The following is a 19,554-nucleotide window of genomic DNA, read 5'->3' as shown; positions in this document are numbered from 1 at the left end:
GGATCATGATTTGTAGCTTAGAACCTTTTCGCCCTGGCTCTCCAGGGTTTGGCGTTCAACTCGTTGAATTTCGAGATACTGCTCGATTTCCTTTTCCCTATCAGCATCACCCATCGGGTCCATGATTACAGGTAGCCAAACCCCATCTGCGCCCTTTGTGAACATAGTAATTTTTGATACTGATTCGCCTGATGACTGCATTCTTTTGCCTTTGATTAAGTAGTGCGTGTAATTGGCCGCTGTATGTAAAAATTCATTCAACAGTCTGAGCGGGGCGGAATACACACTTATCACCATCAAAATGAGCGATGCACTTCCCCTCAGCACTATAGTATTTCACTTTCCAGCATGGATGGCAGTTGTGGACTTGCTTCCCGTACTTTAGCTGATTTGAGAATCGTACGTTGAGGTTCGCGCTGTCGTTCATTCCGATGATTGTTCCGATGTCACCATCTACCTCGACCTGCATGTCCAGTTGAACAAACTCCAAGCCACGGTGCTTGATCATGTCAGCTACGAATTTCTGAGCCTTAGTCATCTTGCGTGTATCGGCCATACGATCCTCTATCAACATTCGCTGCCCAGGATGGGCATCTTCTCAACGCAGTAATCTTCGGTCACTTAAAACCGTGCCAACAGCCCGTCGATGATTTTCCGCCAGCTACGAGTAGACGCTGTTGAACCTCTTGTTGGGTATCGAATGCAGGGTGCATGGGTTAGCCTCACTGTCGACCATGCAGATGATGAAAGCCTGGCCAAGTCCACACCCATTGAGGCTCACTAATGGCAATTACTGACCGCGACACAGTTGAGCGCACTCTTAGAACCGCCCTCCTCAACCCTGAGCAGCGATCCCGGGCACTGGCTTTTCGCCAATTGAGGCTTCGAGAAGAACTCAGCGGTGTTGGCGTCGGGTCCGAACCATTGCCTGAACTGAATCGGTACCTAGCCGGGGAGCTGACCCTCGGAGAGTTAGTGGATCTACGACTGCGCCCAGAGTTATGCGAGTGATGGTGTCACGCAGCAACAGCTCTCATGCTTACTCCATCCAAGCATCTGCGGAGAATCAAAATGTCTAGCGCACCGCTCATCCCCTTCACCCTGCTCGGCCGTGACATGCCTCAGGTAGAGTTCTATTGGTCCAACGAGATCGAGGGGCTGGTTTCATCAGGTCCGCACTATGCGTCCGACGAGAAGGACGATAGCGAACAGGTATGGGGGATTGTTCTTGTTTCCAAGTGCGACGCAGGCTTCAATGCCGGCTGGTCCAACGGTGAGATGGCGCAATCGGGATACACTGAGGAAATGTACACGGACCTTGTTGAGGCCGGCAAAGCAGCTGAAGGCCTTGCTCAAACTGAAGCCGACCGCCAGTGCGCTGAGTTCCGGTAATCTGGTTACCATTCACCCGGTTGCAAGACGGTCAACCCTGCCAATGAGAACCCAATAGAATGAAACAGCTTCTATCGTCCCCGCCTGATCTTACAGGGCTATCCCCAGCACAGCATGCACACGTCCTGAAGGTGTTTCCAGAAACCCGCACAGACATGGCCAACTATTTACGCAGCGGCGCCCAAGTCATTGTAGGCCCTCAGACTGAAGCGTCCCCGGATGTTCCACCGATCGCCATATCAGTCCTAGCAGATCCTGACTTCTGGATTGATTGTTGCGATTCCGTGGAAGAGGCACATCAGCGAATCGATTCGCTGGGTCTCGTTTTGGCGGCCCGATAGAGCGTTGAGGCTAGGCCTTCACTCCACTACCCAGCCTGCCCCCGACAAACGCGACGGCCTGCCGTTGAAGCTGGGCTACGTGCCGGTTCAATTGAGATTCAGCATTCACCATCTCCTTCCGGCCCCAGCGCGCTAAAAGCCTGTCTCTGATTTCAAGGGCCTGGCTGGAGCGGTAAATCGGTTCCACATCCACAATCGCCATCTGACCCTCAGTGCTGGCGCTCCTCGTGTTCATGACCACCTGGGTGTTGTGGGTATCAAGCACTTGGAACCCTAGTCGCTCGTAGAAGCCAACCTTTGCTACCGGGCAGGTCAGCTCGACGTGCGGGTACCGTTCGATTGCCTTCTTCATCATTGCCGAACCGATCCCGCGCCCTCGGTGCGTCTTTTGCACAGCCATGTAGGTAACACCACAAGCATCGGAATGTGTCGGTACAGGCAAGTACATCAGAAACCCCAGGACATGCCCCGGGGTTTCTTCATCGAATGCCACAAGCAACTCAACAGGAGCGATCGGCACCTGCCCAATTCGATCAATGTAGAGATTCACCTCAGCAGGGACAGCCCACTTGTAGATCTCATAGAGGTGGTTGCTAGGCGGCACCGCCAGCATGCTCAGTTCCGTCAGATTGGACACGACCATTTGCAGGACCTGATGGGTAACATCCCGGGGCGGCGGCGCGCTGTCAAAAAGTGAGATTGGCATTTGCATACTCAATAGGTAAATGATCCTGCGGGGCAGGTCCCGGCCTCTCGGTCTCGCGGCAATATAACAAGGTGCCCTCCCCTCGCCAAAAAGTAGGCCTACCTTTTGGCTTATGACACCCGATTCCAGCCCCGACCTTACACGAGGGCTTGGTCGATAGGCACACGGCAGGGAAACCATTACAAGCCCTGCCCGAGGGAATGAATATGCGCGGTTAATCTAGCGATTATGGGGTTCTGGCACACCGATTTCGTCCTGAATATGGCTCATCAATCAAGCGATGAGGTATGCCCCATGGAGTTGATCTCCCTTCCTGTAATCAGCACCAGCCACCTGACTCAAGAGGTTGCAGCGACGCTCACAGCCTTGGGCAATGAGAACGTCTGGGTTCCCTGCGCAGCGTGGCCGTACGGCTTCTTCATCTCCCTGAAAAGCATCGAGAACAAGGTTGCCGAGGGGGAGGAAATCCCTAAGTGCCTCCAGGACATCGCTGCATGGCTGAAAACGAAAGATCTCCCCTGCTCAGCTAGCGGCCAAACCTGGAGCGGGACATGGGTGCAGCTTGACCAGGCTGTTGATGCGGTCGACGAACTTCCAACTTACAGCTGGTGATCACCCATCAGTAACTGCTGGCTTCCCATGCAAGCCATAGCTACCACCCAATCCGACTTAATAAGAGGTTCGTCCATGTCCGCTCAAATCCGCCACGCAATTGCATCCGCTGTTCCCAGCACTATCACGGGCATCAAGCTGTCCGTACCAGAGTTGTTCGCACAGCCGGAATTCATCAGCTGGCTCAATAACTCTCAGGCGATGACTTGGCATTCCCGGCAAGGCCCGGTCAGCGAAGGCGACATTGCTGACGTAGCAATCTTCGTCGACCCATCGATGACCGGTGAGGGCTCCGATAGTGACATGCCCGGGTGGGGGCACGTGGTAGATATGCTCAGGGTTGCAATCGGGGAAGGTCCTTTCAGCGGGAATCACTTCATCGTTGTCCTGAGTAATTCCTGATCATATCGAGCGAACTGCCGTACTGCGGATTCATGGGTCAGCAGCGCCATAATTGAGTCCCCGCCTTGGGAGATCAAGGCGCTGCCGGCACTTTATTTGAGGGTCAAAAATGAGTGTCGCCGTTGCTTCTGGCACAGCCAAAACAGGCTGAAACTGGCCTCATCTTAAATAAGCAAGGACAAACCTCATGATCTCCCAGACCCCAAAATTTACAGTTGAGTCGCTGGTGAAGCTGCTTTCAGACATCCGGGCGCCTCACATCGCCGGGGAGATCGCGAGCAAACCTTTCAGTCCGGCACGCAATCAACTGTACCTGGAATACTCCTTTGAACTGCTGCGCCTTCTCCTACCTGTTGCAGCCAAGGAGAAGGCATTCGCGGATACGCCCGTAGGCAACGCTAGTGACTCTTGTGATCACCAGGTGTGCAACCGTGCAGTTCGAATGATGCTTCAAATCCTGGACAACGCTTTTTACGAACGCTTCAAGCCTGAGCATTCCAAGATGCCTAAACAGCTGACGGTTCGAGAGTGGGGTGTTTTCATGATGCAGCTCCGCTTCCATGGCTGGCACTCCGGTGTGCCTGTGTATCCGAGCCCCGAGGCAGGAATTGAATCGGCAACGCCTCTGGACTTCATCTCCGAAGAGCAATGCGCAATGGCACGCGCAGCCAGAATGGGATCAAATCTGAATGATCGTGACGCCTTCTCTGTGGCTAGCGAAATCAGCGGGGATTACCCTCACACGTCATTGTCGGCACTGGTGCTGGTCGTGACTAAAGCACAGAGCAAGCAACGTGTGGCACACATCGCGGAAACGGCCCGTGGCCCAGCTGGAATCCATACCTACTACGCGACAATCGAACAGGCAGAACAGGGAGTTGATGCAATTGCAAAAACCCTTGGGTGGTCGTTGACCACATCGGAACGTGAAAGCGCAATCCAAGGTGTGTACTTGGCCCCGCCGCTCGTAAAAACGGCAGCCTAAAGCGTCATAATCAAGTCAACTTACCGACCTGGCCGATAGCCGGGTTGGTCCACATTCATTCCCCAAGATCGGGTATGCGAAAGTCAATAATTCCTGGCTCGGTAGCTGGTGGCACAAACAAGAGCTTTTAATATACACCCATCAGCCAAGCAATCCGGAGCTACACAAATGTCCATTTCCTCAACTACCAAACTGTTCACTTCTGCTAGCTGCGTACAATCGCATATCGTCCGCTTTGCAGCCGAAGTCAAAGGTCTGGAATACATCGAGCTGGACATGGCCCAGCATGCCGATCTGGCGCTTTCAGTCGATGTCGTTGAGTCCCCGGCGCTCAGTGATCGGAACGTGACAACCGGCGAACTCGACATCATCATCGAGTACATCGACGAGCAACACCCCCAGCCCCCACTGCTCCCTGCCAACACCGCTAGTCGTGCCATCTACCGCAAGCAGGTCCGCTCCTTTCATAAGCAACTGTTCCCCCTGTTGGAAGCTGCCAAAGAAGGTGACGCTGCCGCACAGACAAGCATGCGTAAGTACCTGCAACAAATGGATAGCATGGTTCAGGGGTACGCCTACTTCGCGAGCAATGAAATCAGCGTAATGGACGTCACAATTGGTCCTTGGCTTTGGGCGGCAAAACAAGCGGGGCTTAGCCTCAAAACATTCCGTGATCTGTCCGCCTATGCAGACCGTTTGTTTGCATTGCGATCCTTCCAAGCAAGCCTCGGGCACAAATCTGAGAACGCTGCGGCTTAACGCTTGCAGATCACGGGGCCAACCTAGGTTGGCCCAAACACCCTCGCCAAAGGCCCTTGCAGATGACTGTGACTATCTCATTCACACTAACGCCCACAGAAACCCTAGACTGCTTGGCTGATGTGCGGGCGCTTGGGTGGAGTCTCGGTCAGTTCGCTTCGTGTAGTTTCAGTGGTGAGGCAACGTTTGTGGAGCTATTGCTGTCCGAGGTTTGGCCATGAAGGTTGCTAATGGGTTCCTGCTCTTCCACCACAAGAGCGAGATATACAGCAACTGGTACCTGCGCCCGTTCACGGTCAAGGGGATTATCTTCAATTGCGTCGAACAGATGCTCATGTTCGCGAAGGCCCGCCTCTTTGGAGATGAAGTCCGCGCTGCGGAAATCATGGCTACCCATGATCCCGCTGAACAGAAAGCTATTGGGCGCAAGGTCGATGGTTTCGTCGAGGCTGTTTGGGTTGAGAGGCGGGAAGCAATCCTTCTTCATGCTCTGTATGCCAAGTTCACTCAGCATGAGGATCTCAAACTCGAAATGATCAACACAGGTGATCTTGAGTTTGTTGAGGCAAGCGGGAGCGATGGGGTTTATGGCGTAAAACTCTGGGAGTCCAATCCACGCATCCTGGACCGGCGCAACTGGCGCGGCTCGAACATACTTGGGCTGGCACTCAATAGCGTCAGGTCGAAAATAGTAGCCGAGATCAACGCGGGCCACCCCCATCGGCGGTATACATGAGTGCGGCCCTCAAATTGACATAAATCCTGCCGATACTTCTTCGTCTAGAAAGTAGAGCCGAACACAGCAGTCAATCATGATCAGATCCCAAGATAGAAAATCGTTGGCCTACCGCGAAGGCCAGCGGGCCAGGGTAGACGGCCTCAGCCTTCAGGAATCGGCGCTCAAAAACCTGAAGGCAGGCACCCGGCAGCATGCTGAGTATCTGGAGGGCTTCCATTCCGTCGCAGGTCCCCCGCATATTCTGCGATCAGCGTAAATTCGAGCCTGTCATTTTGGTTTGGCGCTGAGCGATGTCTAGCCTATAAATGGGCTCACATCGTGATAGAGACCTTCCATGAGATTGCAAGGCACAATTCTGAATCAGCCTAACACTTGGCCCACACAAGCCACAGTCATCTACATGGTAGTGCCGGTATGAAGCTGCTGGGTGTTGAACTGGTAGAGCCACCACTTGAGCGGACCATTAGGGGCGCAAGGTGGTTGGTGACCACCCTCCTCGCTTTGGCCGTAATTACTGCTGTGATCGGCGGGAACATGCACGACGTCCCGAAGGCAGGACTGCATTGGCTTCCAATGGTCGCACTCTGGACTTGGGGTTGGGACCCTTTCAAGCAAGGCCCGCCCGCATGGATCCTTGGTGTATTGGCTTGGATCGCCTCGACCTTATTAACCGCGCTAGTCGTGCACATTTTTGTAGGATGATGAGAGGCGAGCCAAATCGTTGTGAGGTGTGGGCTTGAGAGCGCCAATCTGGGCAGAGACGCTCTCAAGGGGCAAAAGGGAATTAGAGGTGAGTCAAAGGACGGCACCTTTCAAAGCGCCGCATTGGGATGTCAGATGTACACCTGTTGAGCGCTACCACGCGGCATGCGGTTGCGACCCGGCATCTGAGCCAGCCGATTTCCCCAGGATGCACGAGCGGTGAGTTTCGGGGAGGCACGTGGCACTGATCGCTGCGGTTGAGGTTGAGGTTGCTGTGCTGGAGCGGACACGCTCTCAGTCAAAGTTGCAGGTACTGCCTTCTCCAGCGAGCGCAGGCACGTCTTGCAGGAGACTTGCCCACGTTCTTGGGTGATGGCCAGGGTTGAACCGGTCCGACCGCAGGAAGAGGTGCCAAGGTCTTGCGAGTAATGAGTGACCACGTTTGAATCTCCAGTTGGTACAAGCGCCTTGCGTTGATTCGCTACCACCGGCGCTTTCAGATGGCAGCATTCGTTGAGGTAGCCATCCTCACATCAAAATTCGCGTGCCAGAACCAGCTCAGACATGTTTTTTCAGCCCCACTCTGGCTCGCCAATGCTCGAATGGCGGCGATAATAGAGTTCCAACTGAGGAAGTAGATCCTAGACATGACACTGTTCAGCGAATACACGCAAAAAGGAACTTGAGTCGGAGTCCGCGATTACACTGACCCTCCCGAAATTGAGTGCTCTCCAGCTTTCAGATTCAGGTGACGTGTTCGCGCCTGGCAGCCAGTTAAGCACAAGCCTTGAAAGCGCAGCATCGAAGCTGGATATTGCACTGGACATTCATAGGGCCGCCCTAGCGGCCGGGCTTTTACTGAATGTGGCACCAACTGAATCAACGGCTCAATAGCCAATTTAATCTGTAACTCAGATAGGGATATTTATGGGTACCTTCCCCGCGAAAATCAAACACGCCTTGCTCACCTGCTACCGAGAAATACCTCTGCTTACCGTCAGCGCTGCTGCGTCGGCGCTAAGTCTCACGAAAGCTCTTTTGCTTGAGAGAATGGGGTTTATCCTCTTCTATTTCGCACTCGGAGCGGCAGTCACTCTGATTTCTCAGAGCCCACGGCTATCAGACTTCGCGAACAATGTGTTTAGCGAGCAAATCGGTATTAGCACTGTAATCTTCATGCTTTGTAGCAGCTTTATCTTGGCTTTGGTGACCTTCTCTATCGCGCCTACTGAAGGCGTGCCGAATGAGCGCTTTGAAAATACCTTGAGCGTTCTCAACAGGGTATGCAGTGTTGGCGCTGACTTGTGTTTGATTTTCGTAAGCGTTTCATTGGTACCTGTACTGTTCGCTAGCGGCGATGTCAGCATTTTGCAGTTCTGCATAATGAGCGTTGCAATGCTAGTCTGCTCAGTATTGCTCACTAACATCCCAGTGTTTGGGGCCTATGTGCGCAGAGAGACCGGCGTATTGGTCTTTCGATTCCTCAGTTTTGTTCTTATATCACTGAGCTTATTTGTCCTTTATAAGGCAGCCGCACCATTGAATTAGCCCCCTGCCACATCCAGACCGTTAACAAGTATCCCAATGGTTCTGCCACGCCTGGTTTCACCCGAAGATTGGCCCACATCAATCTTCGGAGCAGACCATGCGCACCACATCCCCTGCCTTCAACTTCCTCAGCGCATATCGCGGTGAGCACCATTACCAGGTACAGCTGAGCAACGGTGCCAAGCACCGACTGTCTATCCGCCTCACACATGAGCAGTACGACCCAAATGTCTACCATCAAGACCAGGCAGCCTTCGAGCGTCTGGTGAACGGCCAGGTCGGACTGATCGCGTGCGGTGCTGACATCCTTACAGAGGAACTGGTTGCTCAATTCAACAAGCAGGCCTATCTGGATCACGAGTCGCAGTTGGCCAAAATGCTCGCCAATCCCAGGACATACGGTGAAGTCGAACGCGTCCCCTTTCCAGTGTACGTATCAGGGCGCATTGATCCGGGTAACGGGGCGTGGGCGGCGGTTCAGGAGTTCGATGCCATTCGCGCTCTAGCTGGAATTCCACCGGAGCATTGCATTGACCCGAGGGCCAGTTTTAACGAGTGAATGGCAGCCTAGTTTGGGTGGTGGCACACCCAAACCGGCTGGACAATGGGCACATCAACTTATGGAGGATGACCCAATGACCCGATCTCAACGCAGGCTCCCATGGCTAGACCTGGAAACCACAGGCTTTACTGAGCTCTTCGACCGTAGAGTTTACGAACACCGTATCCTCGAAATTGGGGCAGTGGTCACTGATGAACACTTCACTGTGCTGGCCAGTACCTCAATCGTGATCCAGCAACCCATGGTTCGTGTCCTCGAGCTAAGTGATGAGGCTGTCACTCGCATGCATACGAATAACGGACTCTTCGATGAGGTGGTCAAGTCCTTCACCACCCTCAAGGCCGCGGAACACCAACTGATTCAGTTCTACCGGCAGAACGGTGTTTCCAAGAAAGTCGAGCCGCTGTGTGGGAGTGGCATCCACTTCGATCGGATGTTCATCGAAGCCCAGATGCCGGAACTTCACGACTTCTTGTACTACCGGAATCTGGATATCTCCTCAGTGAAAGAATTCCTGAAAACGGTATCCCCCTCCTTCGAACCGTCGAAGCGCCAGCAGCATCGAGCCTTGCCCGACATTCTTGAGTCAGTGGCGGAGGCCAAAACGTATCGAGCACTGCTCGCGCCACTGCTCGAGCAAGATTAAAACAGCTGCTCATGACCTAGGGTTCTGGCACAGCCGTATGCCCCTTAGGATTGACACATTACAAGCACCCAGGCCATACCAATGACACGAGTCACCTCCCCAACTCAGCCATTCAGCTCAGCTGAAGCCACAATGCCTACACCGAAATTCCAGGTCGGCGATCTGGTCAGCCTTGATTTTCGACTGGAGGTCGACCGCCCCTATTTCTGGAAGCAAATTCTGAGGAATGAAATCCGCCAGATTCGTCGTTTCATGCCCCAAAGGCCTATGCACCCGCACAACAAGGCTCAGATCCGGGAGAAGATGGAAGGCGCTCGAAACGCTACAACAATTCAGATCGCCGGTATTCGCCCATGGGGCGGTCATAACGTTGGCAATGTAGCTGCTGAAGGATATTTGGCGGGCTGGCCGGGCGCTGCCAGTCCTCTTGAGTACCATTTCTACTTGGCCTTTCGCTGGACGAATGCTGAAGGCCACGCCGTCGCATACATCCCAACAATTGGTAATGCTCACAACAACATGCTGAGCCCGGTGAACCTGGCACCAATTGAATGACCCCAATCACTAAGTGAGGCCTGTACCCATGACTGCACAGATTCAACGACTGGCCGCCCGCGGTTTTGTGGAAGCAAACTTAAGCCAGCTGTCCGCCGATGTCCTCCATTGGAGAAAGCACGGAAAGCTACCACCGAGCAGCTTGATGAATGAGCTGGCCAGCATTTGCATGGCTTTCGCAGTCGAGGGTGATGAGTTCCAGGAAGCTGAGCGGATGATCATCCAGTTCGCACTTGGATATTCATCACGCAAAACGTCAGCACAAGGCGAGTCCGAGGTGACGACATCAGCACCCACTGCGCCTGAGGAGCTGAGCGAGGACGACGCTTACAAGAGCCTGCTTCCTAAGCTCCTGAGCCTAGCCGACATGATCGACGACATGTCGGATGAGGAATACCGTAGCTGGCTGAATGCCCTGCCTAAGGAGGAGTTTTTTGAGTTTATGGGATTGGACGGCAAGGATGAGTTCCGTGCAGCAGTGGCTGAGGCACGAGCCCTCTCACCCCGGTAGCACCCGAAGTAAGTCCCTGTAGGCTATTTGCTCTATCCCTCTCAACGCCTGATTACAAAAGGTCAGGCTTGAGGTCACACGAGCCTGCTGAATTTCGATGCCTACGTCCGGAATGGAATGCGCTCCCCCTGGGTTATTATCTGGAGCTCGCTGTCAGTGGGTGACCCCCCCAATGAGCTACGTTGAAAATGTCCTACCTCGCACTGATGAAATCAATTCGCTTCTTGCCGAGGTTCTCGCGGGGACCGATATAGACCTTAGTTCCATCATCACCACTCACCAGTGTCTCGTGGCCATAGATCAAGCGCGCCGGCCCTTCCCGGTTGACCCATCCCAGGTCGACACGGAGCAAAGTCGGATTAATGCTGCAATCCGCCTTGTTTGCTTGGTTGCTCTTACCAATGCGTCCGCACTGCCAGGCTTGGCCAACAAAGAAGCTGCTCGCCTCTTTCGCGACTTTGCAGATGGTGTTCCCGTTACAACTGATCGGTTGAAGCGTCACCAGGCGCTGGGCAGGCTTTCCGTTGTTCCCACGTAGTGCCGTGATATTGGGTCTCACTTAGCAGTGTCACCCGACCACTCCATTCCTACTTAAGGAATCCTATGACCGACAAGCCTAAAGTTTACGTCGAGCCTTTTTACATGCGCCGGCTTGGCCCGGAATTGTCCAAGATCCTTCGGGATCAATTGGATTATTTCGGACCTCGCCTGATTGTTGGTACTGATCGTGCGACCTTCACGCCTGGCTTCGCGTTTGAAGGCATGGTCAGCAATGCCTATCGAAAACGCTCGCTAACGAAGCTCAGTGATCAACCCAGCGGAGATATCTGGTTCTCTATTGCCATGGATACGACGCCAGATGTTTGGGCCGTAAAGTACATCCAAGGTGAAGGCTCCCTGGTACAAGTAGTCACGCCGGCGGCCGAACTGTGCTGGGTGCATGAAACGCGCGGACTCGCAGAAACGGTGATGCGACCACTGTTCATTGATTGGGTGTTACGCAAAGGGCTTACTCGAGAGTTCGGGGTTGGGTATGCTGACCACCTCGAAACCGATGAGGAATACCGCCGTTACAGCCGAGGCCTCATCCTTCTTTACCAGACGTTCGGCATTCGATCTCGTTGAGTGCCCCCGGTTAAACCCTATCAGGACTCAAATGTTCTCCGAACAACCTCAACAGCCAATTGCAGCGACCAAGAAATCCATTTTTGCCAGCACTTGGTTCTTCATCCTGGCAACCGGCTGCGCGATTTGGGCTGGTTCTAAGAGCTCAGATTATTACTGGCAGCACTCTGAGATGAGTGCACGGCAGTACGCGATGGTTTGGGATGGATACCAAAGGCTTTCCCCTGAAGGTCAAACCAAGTTCGGCTCAGTGCTGCTCAAGGGCTTCCTGCTGAAGCCTGAACTCTCGGCGATCACCGATATCGCGCTGCAGGAGCGTGACTCTTTCTCCATCAGTGCAGGAGATACCGGAGAAGAAGCCGAATCTGTAACCCATCAGATCTATCGGTTTTATGCGGGAATTCCTACTGTGTCGATCGCCAAAGATAAGCTGCTGGCGTCACTAGCGGCGCAGGGATCTGCGAAGCCAGAATGAGACGTTCCATATGGCATTCGTAACTCTGAAACCAGCTTGTATCTCGTACTATCAGCCAATAACACCCTATCTGGGTCAACCCCCCTCCCTCACTCAAATCAAAACTCATTGAGAGCGAGGGGTGATGATTCGTATCAAGCCCACCATGGCTCCATGGGAACCGGTTCACCTTCCTCGATAGCTTCACTGTGCTGGGAGTTAAACGACCGGTATCGCTCAAGATGCTCTTGGCAGAAAGCTTCTAGCTCTGCTTTGGGCAGTCGAGGTGAGTAGACCAGGTCTGTAGACCCATCGAGTTCGGCAATGATCGCCGTACCGTCCCCGAAGTCATGGACTGAAGACCCTACGTAATCCATGGCGCGAGTTGCAGCCGTATCGGAGAAGTCTACCAAAATTACTGCTTGCTCGATTGGCGCGGCCGGCAGGTGAACTTGACCATCCTTTTCATAAGCTGGGGCTGCTACGGTGACCATGCTGCCTGCAACGATGACCTGATCACCCTCGACCAGGCTGAACACATCGACTTGATGAAAGCGGTCCCATATGAATTGACTGACTTGCATGGGTGACTCCTGCAATTGAAGAAGACCTCCAACATAAAGCACAGCAGCAGTACAGCAACCCAAAACCCTGTTACCGAATATCGATACATTCAGCGTCCTCCCTGACTGCCCCAGTTTCGTCATTTCAAAAGCGGGCATGTAATAGGGGGTGGGGCTTTGGCGGCCAGCTTAACTACCTGCCATGGGCTTCTGGCACTGGCAAAGTTACCGCAGCATAAGCATATTCGCATAAGGACATAATTATGGACCTCATCACTGCCCGCCCTGTACTTAACAACGTCGACGTCTTCGTTAAGGGGGTCATGCTCACCTTCCCCTCCCAATTCACGTGCCGTATGGACGTTCTGCAGGCTGTCTTTCTAGAGCCTTGTGACGCCGAGCTAGACGCAGGAAACCCTGACCTCAGCTGCTTCGGCGATCTGCGTACAGAAATGAACTACAGCGATCTGGAAGAAAATCGCAGCGACAGTGATATCGTGGAAGCCAACAGTGGTGGTCCTAGCGCAATTTTCCACGCCGGCCGACTAATAAACTACACACGCCTGAGGCAGGACCGAGAACTGGTTGCTGAGTACATCGACGTCCTGGCTATTGAGCATACCCGTGGTGAGAGATTTCCTACATCCAGCAAGCTAACCAAGATGTTCCGGGCAAATGGGTGCCTACTGGATAGCGTCGACATCAGCACCTTGGATTTGAATTGGGCACTCGCCGCTGAAGAGGTCGTGATAGCTGCTCTATCCGGTCTTGCCTACGAACTCGGGATGACTAGCCCCTTCTACAAAGAGGAGACAGCACCGCCCAAGCCGCTGGCCATATACCGCCACCTCAATGCCTACCTTGAGCAGCTCGATACCGTCACCGGTACCAAAGCGCGCGTTGCGGAAATGGAAATGCTTACAGGCGAGTTGATCGATGAGATCCTCGCCGAGGAACGGTGAGCCCTGATTAAGAGCCTCACCTTGGATTCAATCCACGCCTACGGGTAAAATCAGGTGTCACACGGGCCGAAATGGCCAGTTACGGAGTAACGAAATTGGCTCTCGAATATTGGTTTGAAACCACCCCGCTGCGGGACAGAATTTGGGTCCAATGCAGCGATGCCAGCACTGTCGGACGGTTCAGTGAGAGAGGTATCGACCTTCACAACACTATTACCGAACAGCTTGCTGGCTCGCCAGAGTGCAGGCTCTGTACCCACGGTTCGACCACCGTAGCTGACTGGGCCCTTTTCCGCGAGAAGATACTTGAGTGGTGGGGGCTGGCCATACCCGCCGACGCTATCTCTCCGGAATATTTGAAGCCTGAGACGTCGCCTGCACTTTGAGTGGAACTGCAATTCCTCTCTAACATTCATTCCTCGCCTGGTTCTGGCACACGGTTAAGCCAAGCATCCTGGGATCCTCAAAATCAGGAGGTGCCAAATGTCAGAACCAACGCCAGAAGCAACAACAGTGATGATGGCCCACGCTCTCATCAACACCCTCAAGATCGCAGGCTGGACCCTTAAAGCAGTCTGCAACTACTCTCACGACCGCCACCCGGTTCAAACTGCAGAGGAACTTGAGCCACTGCTTGAATGTTTCGATGTCTGCATTCTCGAGTTCTCACACACCACCTCAGGCGAAATGCTGAACAGGGTGCGGTTCGACAATTTTGCTGAACCCAAAGATCAGGTCTATGGCTGGGCGGAAACCGGGGACCCTGGTTTTGCTTCCCTGCTTGAGGGTTTCGTCGCAGGTATCCCCGCCCTGTTGCTGCAACGGAAACCAGACATTGGACTGGATGCTTTGCAATTGTCGACGAAGTATTCAGCAGCAGGTGAGCATGGCCTGTATACGAAGGAAGACTGGAGATACGAGGTCTTGAATTGTGACACCTTGCAGGGCTACTGGAACTGGGTCGCTTCGAAAATTGAGTGTGCTCAATCCTAATTCAACAACCACGTGCAGTCAGGCCCCCTGCATTCCGATCCGATCCTGAGATTCGTAGAGTTGAGGGTCTATCGGTCGCTCACTGAATTTCTGAGCGGGAGGGTTCTGGCACCCTTAATTTCGACGGAATATAGCTCATCAAATCAGGGAGCTAACCGTGAATAATCCTACCTCTACCGCCACATTCGCCCCGAACAAATCCACAGCTGAGGTGTACACCAATACCGGCTCACTCCCTTACGACTACGAGGATTTCGGGCTATCTCGCAGCGAGCTCGTGGCCAAGTTCCTTGAGGCTGGCGAGCACGAGTACTACCTGCGCTCGGACTGGAGCGCAGCAAACCCCGTTGGTGAACAAACAGTCCCCGACTATTGGGACTGGGTAATGGCTCAAATCGCTCAGGACGACGAAGACTACTAAGGCGCATCCGCCCCTATAGTAACGGCCAGCCCTGCCGGCCCCTTATCGAATAGCTGGGAAAAGAGCATGAGCTTCAACCGGGAAAACATTTGCTGGCAGTCCAAGGATGGCAAGTGGTCGCTGGCGTTCTATGAGTGCTGGCCTATCAACGATGATGACGATGACCACGATTCTGAATGGGACGTCGAGTACGGGGACCAGTTTGAGTGGGTCTCAACCGGTCACGCCACTGAGGAAGCCGCTCAAAATAGCTGGCATGGCGCGAATCCGGGTGGTGGCTCAGTCATGGAATGGGGCGACAGCAGTGCGAAGGCATGCGAGCAGCTGGATGTTAAAGCGCAGTCCTTTCTGGCCAATCAAATGGAGCAGACCAAGCTGAATAGAAATCGCGGCTGGTGAGGCTTCTGCCACATCCAATCCAGACGGACTATGGGTCATCAACTTCAACTGGTGACCCATATGCAACTCCAGAATCTCAAAGGCAACCTGCTCAGCCTCTACCTCGCTATTGCACTTGAGCCCTCGAAGAAAGGCCTTATTCGCGCCCCGTGGGATGATTGGCAGTGCGACATAATTTTCAATCGCCGCGAGTTTGGACCTTTCGACACCCCAAAAGCTGTCAGTAACCCTAACACCCTCCTCGCCATCATGCCCTTGGTAGCTCAGTGGCAGCTGTCTAGCCGTCCAATCGGCACTGGCCGTTGGTTGGTCGAGACACCTGACGGTCAATCTTACATGGGCTCCAGCCTCGTTCACGCTTACACCTTGGCGGTGATTGGCACCAGCTTGGGGCAGGATCTTCCGGACTGGTATGAGGACCCGAATCTCCACGTTTCCGTCTTCCTGCCACCGTTTAACGTTGAGTACGGCACAGAGGGTCCGAACGCTTCGACCCCTACAGTATTGACTTTCAAGTCCGACAGCCATGAGTGGGCTACCTACGATGAGGCGCTCGCTAAGGCCAAGGCAATGACGGCCGAAGCGCTAGCCTTCAATTACACATGCGATGGGCACTCGTGGGTTCAGGTGCAGCTTATGGATGGCACCGTGCACACTTTGTATCAAGGGGCCAGCACCCTTGGACTACCGGCCTGCACGCCCCCTTGAAGGCATTGCGGTACACTTCAACCACGCTGGCGTCGGCAAGACCGTCGCCGGCACGACAAGATTGTGAGGATAAATCAGTGACTCAAACGCTCAAGGCACATCTCTTCAGCAACAAGGCGAACCTGTTTTCCAAGGGTGGCGCTGGTAAGTCATCGGTGGCCGGCATGGTCGCTGCGGAATTCGCCCGCCCGAAAGGGCAATGGAAGCAATACTGGACACGCCACCTGCTCAACCTGTCGCCAGCAAGCCGATTGCCACGTGGTTTCAATCCCAGGCTGGTGGACCAAGTTACGCTGCAAATCGATGCTGACCCTGCTCCTGAATCTAGCTGGATCGACCAGAACAAGTCTGCAATCAGCGAAGCGGTTCAAAAGCTCGCACCGGCCGAGCCTGTGAAGAAACCCACCCGCAAGAAAGCAAAGCCAGCTGAGTAACCAACCCAGTAATTGTGGGGGTGCCTGTCCTTTGAGATAGGCACCCAATTGACTCGCTTTAGCCGCTTCTGCCACACCCCGTAGGGGCTGATGATGACCTCATCGAAACCTAACGGAGAAACACCATGGCAGCGCTCTATGACTTTCGCTTTCTGATCCGAAAAGTCAGCTTCGTCGGGAACCTGGTCATCGCCGCCAGCGGCAGCGATTCAGTCCTCTTCGAGGAATGCAAACAAATGACCTACCGCGACGCCCAGACCCACCTGGCGCATCTGAGCAAAGGTCAGTCCCAAAGCCACTCGGCAATCCTCAGCCTCAAATACCGGGATGACAAAAAGCCCCGCGGCTGGAATGGCAACACTCAGAACAGAATTGACTACGAAGCAACAAGCGCAGCAGCTTGAGGCGTGATTTTAGGCACCTCGGTTTTCGCTGGGGGGCCTTCCCTATAAGGGATAATGTCCTTTCCGCAACTACTGGGGGCTTTCCCTGCTCACCGATGCCGCGCCTGGTCAGACGCCCAGTCACTGATACCCCAGCGGCTTTTGGCCCGCACACGCGCTGCGGAGAATGCAGCCGGACGAGAGTTCGAGGCCATAGATGTTCTGCCAGAAATGCTGCCTTTCAGCTGATCTTGCCCTTTACCACATCCAGTATAGGAGTCCGCCGTGACAACCTTCTCAGAGACTCAAGAGCATCGTCTCGCCATCGCCAACTCATTTCTAAACGCAATTGCCAGTCATGGCCGGCAGTTCTTCCTGCACAAAGCCAGCGGACGGATTGCAGAACTGAGCCTACACAACGAACGCGTACTGATCCTGGACGAGTACACCCAGAAAGTCGTTGATACGCACAGCGATGGAAGCTGGCCAGACTTCTGCCATGGGGGCGGATTGAGGGACTTCGTGCGGGCGATCCGTGACTTTGTTCTGTCGGGGGATCAGATCCGACATCAGTATTTTAAAACAGTCCCACCAGGTGAACGCGAGTTCAATTATTGGGGGTATGACAACGCTTCACTCGACCTAGTCCGAGAGGCTGGCCAACAGCTTGGAATTGTCACTGCAGGATCTGCCTGACCCGGTTCTGGCACGAGTCATCTCGGCATATTGTTTTCGAAGGGCTGACTTAACGATCAGCCACCCCATCCTTTAAAACCGAGTTGAGCCAATGACTTCAGCAACTACGTCCGTAGACAGCAACGACAGCGACCATTCACTGAATACACTCCAGGCCCTGAAGCTGCTGTGGCCTTCACTGAAGCAGACAGTGGAGCCTTTTCTCATTGCCTCACCGGAAGTCGATAAAAGCGCCGCCGAAAGCTTCCTCGCTATGCTGAACTCAACTCACATTGCGGAGCCCTCCAGCCCGGCCGCATGGGATATCGAGGGCTTCAATCACTGCATCAGTCAGGGTTCCAAGGCGATACGCCAGCTGCTGAATGATGGGCCCTCTGCAGGCGGATGTCAGTCCTTCAACGCGGAGCACTGCATTCAGATCGCAAATGAGTTAGTGCATCAGGTGGATATCAACCGAAAGGCATGCACCTCAGGTAATCGGGCTGGCGTTACTATCCGTCCCGTTCAGGACAGCTCGAATTCAACTGAGCAGGGCCGCTCTGTCCCTGCTTACAAGTTCGATCGTCTGGTTCAGCATGCGAAAGCGCAGGATAAAACGATCGCCCGACTGCAGGCTGAGCTCAACTTATACCGCCTGTACCAGAGTGATGAGCCTTCCATCTGGGTCTGGCAGGGTGATGGTGAAGACCACCCCGAATCACTGGGCTGCCCAATTCTGATCCAGCCGGCCGACCTCAAGGCCATCATTGATGCCCCTTCAGACGAAGGCTTTGTGCTGCGAGCTGCAATGCACCAGGGCCGGCTTGGACGTGTGCCACTTAATTCGCGCTACTACCTGGCAGAGTGCGAGAAATGCGGGTGGCTTGGCAGTTCACAAGAGTGTACTTCCTCGCCATCTGCATCGGGAGACGATGGAATTCCATGCCCCTGCTGTTTCCGAGACGAGCTGAGCGAGATCGATACGGCACGGGCTCTGGAGCTTCTTCAACTTGTCGTTTTCGGTGCCAAATCGAGCATCGGGTGTCCTTCCTGATCCGTAGTCGTCATGAGCATGGAATTTTATCCGGAATTCCATAACATGGTTTTGGGTTGCAGAGAGGGCGCAACTCTTCAAAATGAGGCATCACTAGTTCATTGAGATCCTCACATGGAAAGCAACCCAACAATATTTGCAACGGCATCTGATATCACTGTCGATGCAAGCGAGCGTGGGTCGATAAGACTTTTGGCTCCGGGTTTTGCTGTTGAGATCGCAAGCGGCTATGGCAGCCTCAGCTACTCACTCCGCTCTCTGGACGAGGTAGATACCCGCCAAGGCTACGAGCAACCTCTCTCCTACGTGGTTGCCGACCACTCGAGCTCGAAAACAGTCGCTCATTTCACTACCCGTGAAGAAGCAGACAAGCTGGTCGAAATGATATCTGCAGCTCGCGACCTGGGTGCAAAACGCAAAGCCGAGGACGAAGCCGAAGCTCGCAAAAAGCTGCACCCGTTCCGGAGAACCCTGTTCACTTTCGCTGAAATGTTAAGCGCAGCAGTGCTGATTGGCTTCATCGGCTCTGGTGCAGCAAACATCGGTTGGAACGTCGCTTCGCCCTTGGTCTCCCGAATCACTGGCGTTCCTACACCAGCCGAACAATATTCGATGGATCGAGCAGACACTCTCGACCAGATCAATGCTGTAGTTCATGCCGTGCCAATGATCATGAACCAGGTCAGAAACGCCAGGATCAGCGAACAGTTTCAAAACATGGTCGATTCTTCGAACGCCCAGGTCAGTCGTGAATTGATCGGCATGCAGATGTTGCCGTCCGCTGCGGCTGATCGAGAAACTCATGACCGCCAGCAGATGCTCGAACACATCCCTCCTTTCGCTCGTACGCCAGAGCAAGCGGCTGAGCTGGATGCTGCGCAACCTGCAACCGAGCAATAGGTTTGGGGGGCCGGCGATTCAGC

28 protein-coding genes are annotated in these 19,554 nt (G+C 54.0%); 23 read left to right on the top strand and 5 right to left on the bottom strand.

The genetic code is table 11. The features are described 5' to 3' along the window. Positions 1 to 3 precede the first annotated feature (3 nt). Positions 4 to 201, bottom strand: a complete 198-nt coding sequence (locus tag K5E40_RS07785; RefSeq protein WP_221730310.1) for a hypothetical protein — start codon at positions 199 to 201, stop codon at positions 4 to 6. Positions 202 to 253: 52 nt separating this feature from the next. Beyond that, positions 254 to 556 (bottom strand): hypothetical protein, encoded by a 303-nt coding sequence (locus K5E40_RS07780; RefSeq protein ID WP_221730309.1) that lies wholly within the window; start codon positions 554 to 556, stop codon positions 254 to 256. 515 nt (positions 557 to 1,071) lie between these two features. On the opposite strand from K5E40_RS07780, the gene K5E40_RS07775 reads away from it, so the two are divergent. Further along, entirely contained in the window at positions 1,072 to 1,392 is a 321-nt protein-coding gene (locus K5E40_RS07775) for a hypothetical protein (protein ID WP_221730308.1), read from the top strand. Between the two features lie 351 nt (positions 1,393 to 1,743). On the opposite strand, the gene K5E40_RS07770 is transcribed toward K5E40_RS07775, so the two are convergent. Beyond that, positions 1,744 to 2,439, bottom strand: a complete 696-nt coding sequence (locus K5E40_RS07770; protein WP_169904092.1) for a GNAT family N-acetyltransferase — start codon at positions 2,437 to 2,439, stop codon at positions 1,744 to 1,746. Positions 2,440 to 2,733: 294 nt separating this feature from the next. On the opposite strand from K5E40_RS07770, the gene K5E40_RS07765 reads away from it, so the two are divergent. The 10 genes from K5E40_RS07765 (at position 2,734) to K5E40_RS07720 (ending at position 10,460) form a co-directional block, all read left to right on the top strand. Further along, positions 2,734 to 3,051, top strand: coding sequence for a hypothetical protein (locus K5E40_RS07765; RefSeq protein WP_221730307.1), 318 nt, complete (start codon positions 2,734 to 2,736; stop codon positions 3,049 to 3,051). 75 nt (positions 3,052 to 3,126) lie between these two features. Continuing rightward, positions 3,127 to 3,453, top strand: coding sequence for a hypothetical protein (locus K5E40_RS07760; RefSeq protein ID WP_169922144.1), 327 nt, complete (start codon positions 3,127 to 3,129; stop codon positions 3,451 to 3,453). Between the two features lie 187 nt (positions 3,454 to 3,640). Further along, positions 3,641 to 4,438 carry a hypothetical protein gene (locus K5E40_RS07755; RefSeq protein ID WP_221730306.1) on the top strand — a complete coding sequence of 266 codons (798 nt, stop codon included), beginning with the start codon at positions 3,641 to 3,643 and terminating at the stop codon, positions 4,436 to 4,438. Positions 4,439 to 4,606: 168 nt separating this feature from the next. Continuing rightward, positions 4,607 to 5,197 carry a glutathione S-transferase family protein gene (locus K5E40_RS07750; protein ID WP_078466004.1) on the top strand — a complete coding sequence of 197 codons (591 nt, stop codon included), beginning with the start codon at positions 4,607 to 4,609 and terminating at the stop codon, positions 5,195 to 5,197. A 217-nt stretch (positions 5,198 to 5,414) separates the two neighbouring features. Beyond that, positions 5,415 to 5,933 carry an NADAR family protein gene (locus K5E40_RS07745; protein WP_011923119.1) on the top strand — a complete coding sequence of 173 codons (519 nt, stop codon included), beginning with the start codon at positions 5,415 to 5,417 and terminating at the stop codon, positions 5,931 to 5,933. Between the two features lie 1,632 nt (positions 5,934 to 7,565). Next, entirely contained in the window at positions 7,566 to 8,186 is a 621-nt protein-coding gene (locus K5E40_RS07740) for a hypothetical protein (RefSeq protein ID WP_221730305.1), read from the top strand. A gap of 97 nt (positions 8,187 to 8,283) precedes the next feature. Then, positions 8,284 to 8,745: a hypothetical protein gene (locus K5E40_RS07735; RefSeq protein WP_221730304.1), complete on the top strand. Its 462-nt coding sequence runs from the start codon at positions 8,284 to 8,286 to the stop codon at positions 8,743 to 8,745. A gap of 76 nt (positions 8,746 to 8,821) precedes the next feature. Continuing rightward, entirely contained in the window at positions 8,822 to 9,394 is a 573-nt protein-coding gene (gene orn / locus K5E40_RS07730; protein ID WP_169922138.1) for an oligoribonuclease, read from the top strand. 132 nt (positions 9,395 to 9,526) lie between these two features. Further along, positions 9,527 to 9,949, top strand: coding sequence for a hypothetical protein (locus K5E40_RS07725; RefSeq protein ID WP_169922137.1), 423 nt, complete (start codon positions 9,527 to 9,529; stop codon positions 9,947 to 9,949). Positions 9,950 to 9,977: 28 nt separating this feature from the next. After that, the gene (locus K5E40_RS07720) at positions 9,978 to 10,460 is read left to right on the top strand and encodes a hypothetical protein (RefSeq protein WP_169922136.1); all 483 of its coding nucleotides are present in this window, start codon (positions 9,978 to 9,980) and stop codon (positions 10,458 to 10,460) included. Between the two features lie 193 nt (positions 10,461 to 10,653). Here K5E40_RS07720 and K5E40_RS07715 read toward each other — a convergent pair whose 3' ends face one another. After that, positions 10,654 to 11,019: a hypothetical protein gene (locus K5E40_RS07715; protein WP_169922135.1), complete on the bottom strand. Its 366-nt coding sequence runs from the start codon at positions 11,017 to 11,019 to the stop codon at positions 10,654 to 10,656. Positions 11,020 to 11,063: 44 nt separating this feature from the next. Here K5E40_RS07715 and K5E40_RS07710 point away from each other — a divergent pair, with 44 nt between their 5' ends. Continuing rightward, positions 11,064 to 11,585: a hypothetical protein gene (locus K5E40_RS07710; protein ID WP_078465992.1), complete on the top strand. Its 522-nt coding sequence runs from the start codon at positions 11,064 to 11,066 to the stop codon at positions 11,583 to 11,585. Between the two features lie 31 nt (positions 11,586 to 11,616). Beyond that, positions 11,617 to 12,060: a hypothetical protein gene (locus K5E40_RS07705; protein ID WP_011923130.1), complete on the top strand. Its 444-nt coding sequence runs from the start codon at positions 11,617 to 11,619 to the stop codon at positions 12,058 to 12,060. Between the two features lie 134 nt (positions 12,061 to 12,194). Here K5E40_RS07705 and K5E40_RS07700 read toward each other — a convergent pair whose 3' ends face one another. Continuing rightward, positions 12,195 to 12,623: a hypothetical protein gene (locus K5E40_RS07700; protein WP_169922133.1), complete on the bottom strand. Its 429-nt coding sequence runs from the start codon at positions 12,621 to 12,623 to the stop codon at positions 12,195 to 12,197. Positions 12,624 to 12,865: 242 nt separating this feature from the next. Here K5E40_RS07700 and K5E40_RS07695 point away from each other — a divergent pair, with 242 nt between their 5' ends. From K5E40_RS07695 to K5E40_RS07650, 10 genes are all read left to right on the top strand, one after another. After that, complete coding sequence (locus K5E40_RS07695) at positions 12,866 to 13,564, top strand: hypothetical protein (RefSeq protein WP_221730303.1); 699 nt, start codon at positions 12,866 to 12,868, stop codon at positions 13,562 to 13,564. A gap of 483 nt (positions 13,565 to 14,047) precedes the next feature. Continuing rightward, positions 14,048 to 14,557: a hypothetical protein gene (locus K5E40_RS07690; protein WP_221730302.1), complete on the top strand. Its 510-nt coding sequence runs from the start codon at positions 14,048 to 14,050 to the stop codon at positions 14,555 to 14,557. Between the two features lie 157 nt (positions 14,558 to 14,714). Then, positions 14,715 to 14,978, top strand: coding sequence for a hypothetical protein (locus K5E40_RS07685; RefSeq protein WP_011923135.1), 264 nt, complete (start codon positions 14,715 to 14,717; stop codon positions 14,976 to 14,978). Between the two features lie 66 nt (positions 14,979 to 15,044). Then, positions 15,045 to 15,377 carry a hypothetical protein gene (locus tag K5E40_RS07680; RefSeq protein ID WP_011923136.1) on the top strand — a complete coding sequence of 111 codons (333 nt, stop codon included), beginning with the start codon at positions 15,045 to 15,047 and terminating at the stop codon, positions 15,375 to 15,377. A gap of 60 nt (positions 15,378 to 15,437) precedes the next feature. Beyond that, the gene (locus K5E40_RS07675) at positions 15,438 to 16,085 is read left to right on the top strand and encodes a hypothetical protein (protein WP_078465984.1); all 648 of its coding nucleotides are present in this window, start codon (positions 15,438 to 15,440) and stop codon (positions 16,083 to 16,085) included. Positions 16,086 to 16,162: 77 nt separating this feature from the next. Further along, positions 16,163 to 16,519, top strand: a complete 357-nt coding sequence (locus K5E40_RS07670) for a hypothetical protein (protein WP_078465983.1) — start codon at positions 16,163 to 16,165, stop codon at positions 16,517 to 16,519. A 125-nt stretch (positions 16,520 to 16,644) separates the two neighbouring features. Then, entirely contained in the window at positions 16,645 to 16,923 is a 279-nt protein-coding gene (locus tag K5E40_RS07665; RefSeq protein WP_078465982.1) for a hypothetical protein, read from the top strand. A 264-nt stretch (positions 16,924 to 17,187) separates the two neighbouring features. Then, positions 17,188 to 17,598 (top strand): hypothetical protein, encoded by a 411-nt coding sequence (locus K5E40_RS07660; protein WP_169922128.1) that lies wholly within the window; start codon positions 17,188 to 17,190, stop codon positions 17,596 to 17,598. Between the two features lie 91 nt (positions 17,599 to 17,689). Next, positions 17,690 to 18,631, top strand: a complete 942-nt coding sequence (locus K5E40_RS07655; RefSeq protein ID WP_194941097.1) for a hypothetical protein — start codon at positions 17,690 to 17,692, stop codon at positions 18,629 to 18,631. Positions 18,632 to 18,745: 114 nt separating this feature from the next. Further along, a complete protein-coding gene (locus K5E40_RS07650) occupies positions 18,746 to 19,531 on the top strand; it encodes a hypothetical protein (protein WP_194941096.1) in 786 nt (261 codons plus the stop codon). Positions 19,532 to 19,554: the final 23 nt, after the last annotated feature.

This window comes from Pseudomonas baetica (assembly GCF_019733355.1).
Lineage (GTDB): Bacteria > Pseudomonadota > Gammaproteobacteria > Pseudomonadales > Pseudomonadaceae > Aquipseudomonas > Aquipseudomonas baetica_A.
The sequence above is the reverse complement of the archived record's forward strand: the minus strand, read 5'-3'. Positions and strand labels throughout refer to the sequence as shown.

What these genes read in the sequence shown, in the direction of transcription:
- K5E40_RS07785 (WP_221730310.1), bottom strand. Translation starts at nt 201, where the DNA reads ATGCAGTCATCAGGCGAATCAGTATCAAAAATTACTATGTTCACAAAG.
- K5E40_RS07780 (WP_221730309.1), bottom strand. Translation starts at nt 556, where the DNA reads ATGGCCGATACACGCAAGATGACTAAGGCTCAGAAATTCGTAGCTGAC.
- K5E40_RS07775 (WP_221730308.1), top strand. Translation starts at nt 1,072, where the DNA reads ATGTCTAGCGCACCGCTCATCCCCTTCACCCTGCTCGGCCGTGACATG.
- K5E40_RS07770 (WP_169904092.1), bottom strand. Translation starts at nt 2,439, where the DNA reads ATGCCAATCTCACTTTTTGACAGCGCGCCGCCGCCCCGGGATGTTACC.
- K5E40_RS07765 (WP_221730307.1), top strand. Translation starts at nt 2,734, where the DNA reads ATGGAGTTGATCTCCCTTCCTGTAATCAGCACCAGCCACCTGACTCAA.
- K5E40_RS07760 (WP_169922144.1), top strand. Translation starts at nt 3,127, where the DNA reads ATGTCCGCTCAAATCCGCCACGCAATTGCATCCGCTGTTCCCAGCACT.
- K5E40_RS07755 (WP_221730306.1), top strand. Translation starts at nt 3,641, where the DNA reads ATGATCTCCCAGACCCCAAAATTTACAGTTGAGTCGCTGGTGAAGCTG.
- K5E40_RS07750 (WP_078466004.1), top strand. Translation starts at nt 4,607, where the DNA reads ATGTCCATTTCCTCAACTACCAAACTGTTCACTTCTGCTAGCTGCGTA.
- K5E40_RS07745 (WP_011923119.1), top strand. Translation starts at nt 5,415, where the DNA reads ATGAAGGTTGCTAATGGGTTCCTGCTCTTCCACCACAAGAGCGAGATA.
- K5E40_RS07740 (WP_221730305.1), top strand. Translation starts at nt 7,566, where the DNA reads ATGGGTACCTTCCCCGCGAAAATCAAACACGCCTTGCTCACCTGCTAC.
- K5E40_RS07735 (WP_221730304.1), top strand. Translation starts at nt 8,284, where the DNA reads ATGCGCACCACATCCCCTGCCTTCAACTTCCTCAGCGCATATCGCGGT.
- orn (WP_169922138.1), top strand. Translation starts at nt 8,822, where the DNA reads ATGACCCGATCTCAACGCAGGCTCCCATGGCTAGACCTGGAAACCACA.
- K5E40_RS07725 (WP_169922137.1), top strand. Translation starts at nt 9,527, where the DNA reads ATGCCTACACCGAAATTCCAGGTCGGCGATCTGGTCAGCCTTGATTTT.
- K5E40_RS07720 (WP_169922136.1), top strand. Translation starts at nt 9,978, where the DNA reads ATGACTGCACAGATTCAACGACTGGCCGCCCGCGGTTTTGTGGAAGCA.
- K5E40_RS07710 (WP_078465992.1), top strand. Translation starts at nt 11,064, where the DNA reads ATGACCGACAAGCCTAAAGTTTACGTCGAGCCTTTTTACATGCGCCGG.
- K5E40_RS07705 (WP_011923130.1), top strand. Translation starts at nt 11,617, where the DNA reads ATGTTCTCCGAACAACCTCAACAGCCAATTGCAGCGACCAAGAAATCC.
- K5E40_RS07700 (WP_169922133.1), bottom strand. Translation starts at nt 12,623, where the DNA reads ATGCAAGTCAGTCAATTCATATGGGACCGCTTTCATCAAGTCGATGTG.
- K5E40_RS07695 (WP_221730303.1), top strand. Translation starts at nt 12,866, where the DNA reads ATGGACCTCATCACTGCCCGCCCTGTACTTAACAACGTCGACGTCTTC.
- K5E40_RS07690 (WP_221730302.1), top strand. Translation starts at nt 14,048, where the DNA reads ATGTCAGAACCAACGCCAGAAGCAACAACAGTGATGATGGCCCACGCT.
- K5E40_RS07680 (WP_011923136.1), top strand. Translation starts at nt 15,045, where the DNA reads ATGAGCTTCAACCGGGAAAACATTTGCTGGCAGTCCAAGGATGGCAAG.
- K5E40_RS07675 (WP_078465984.1), top strand. Translation starts at nt 15,438, where the DNA reads ATGCAACTCCAGAATCTCAAAGGCAACCTGCTCAGCCTCTACCTCGCT.
- K5E40_RS07665 (WP_078465982.1), top strand. Translation starts at nt 16,645, where the DNA reads ATGGCAGCGCTCTATGACTTTCGCTTTCTGATCCGAAAAGTCAGCTTC.
- K5E40_RS07655 (WP_194941097.1), top strand. Translation starts at nt 17,690, where the DNA reads ATGACTTCAGCAACTACGTCCGTAGACAGCAACGACAGCGACCATTCA.
- K5E40_RS07650 (WP_194941096.1), top strand. Translation starts at nt 18,746, where the DNA reads ATGGAAAGCAACCCAACAATATTTGCAACGGCATCTGATATCACTGTC.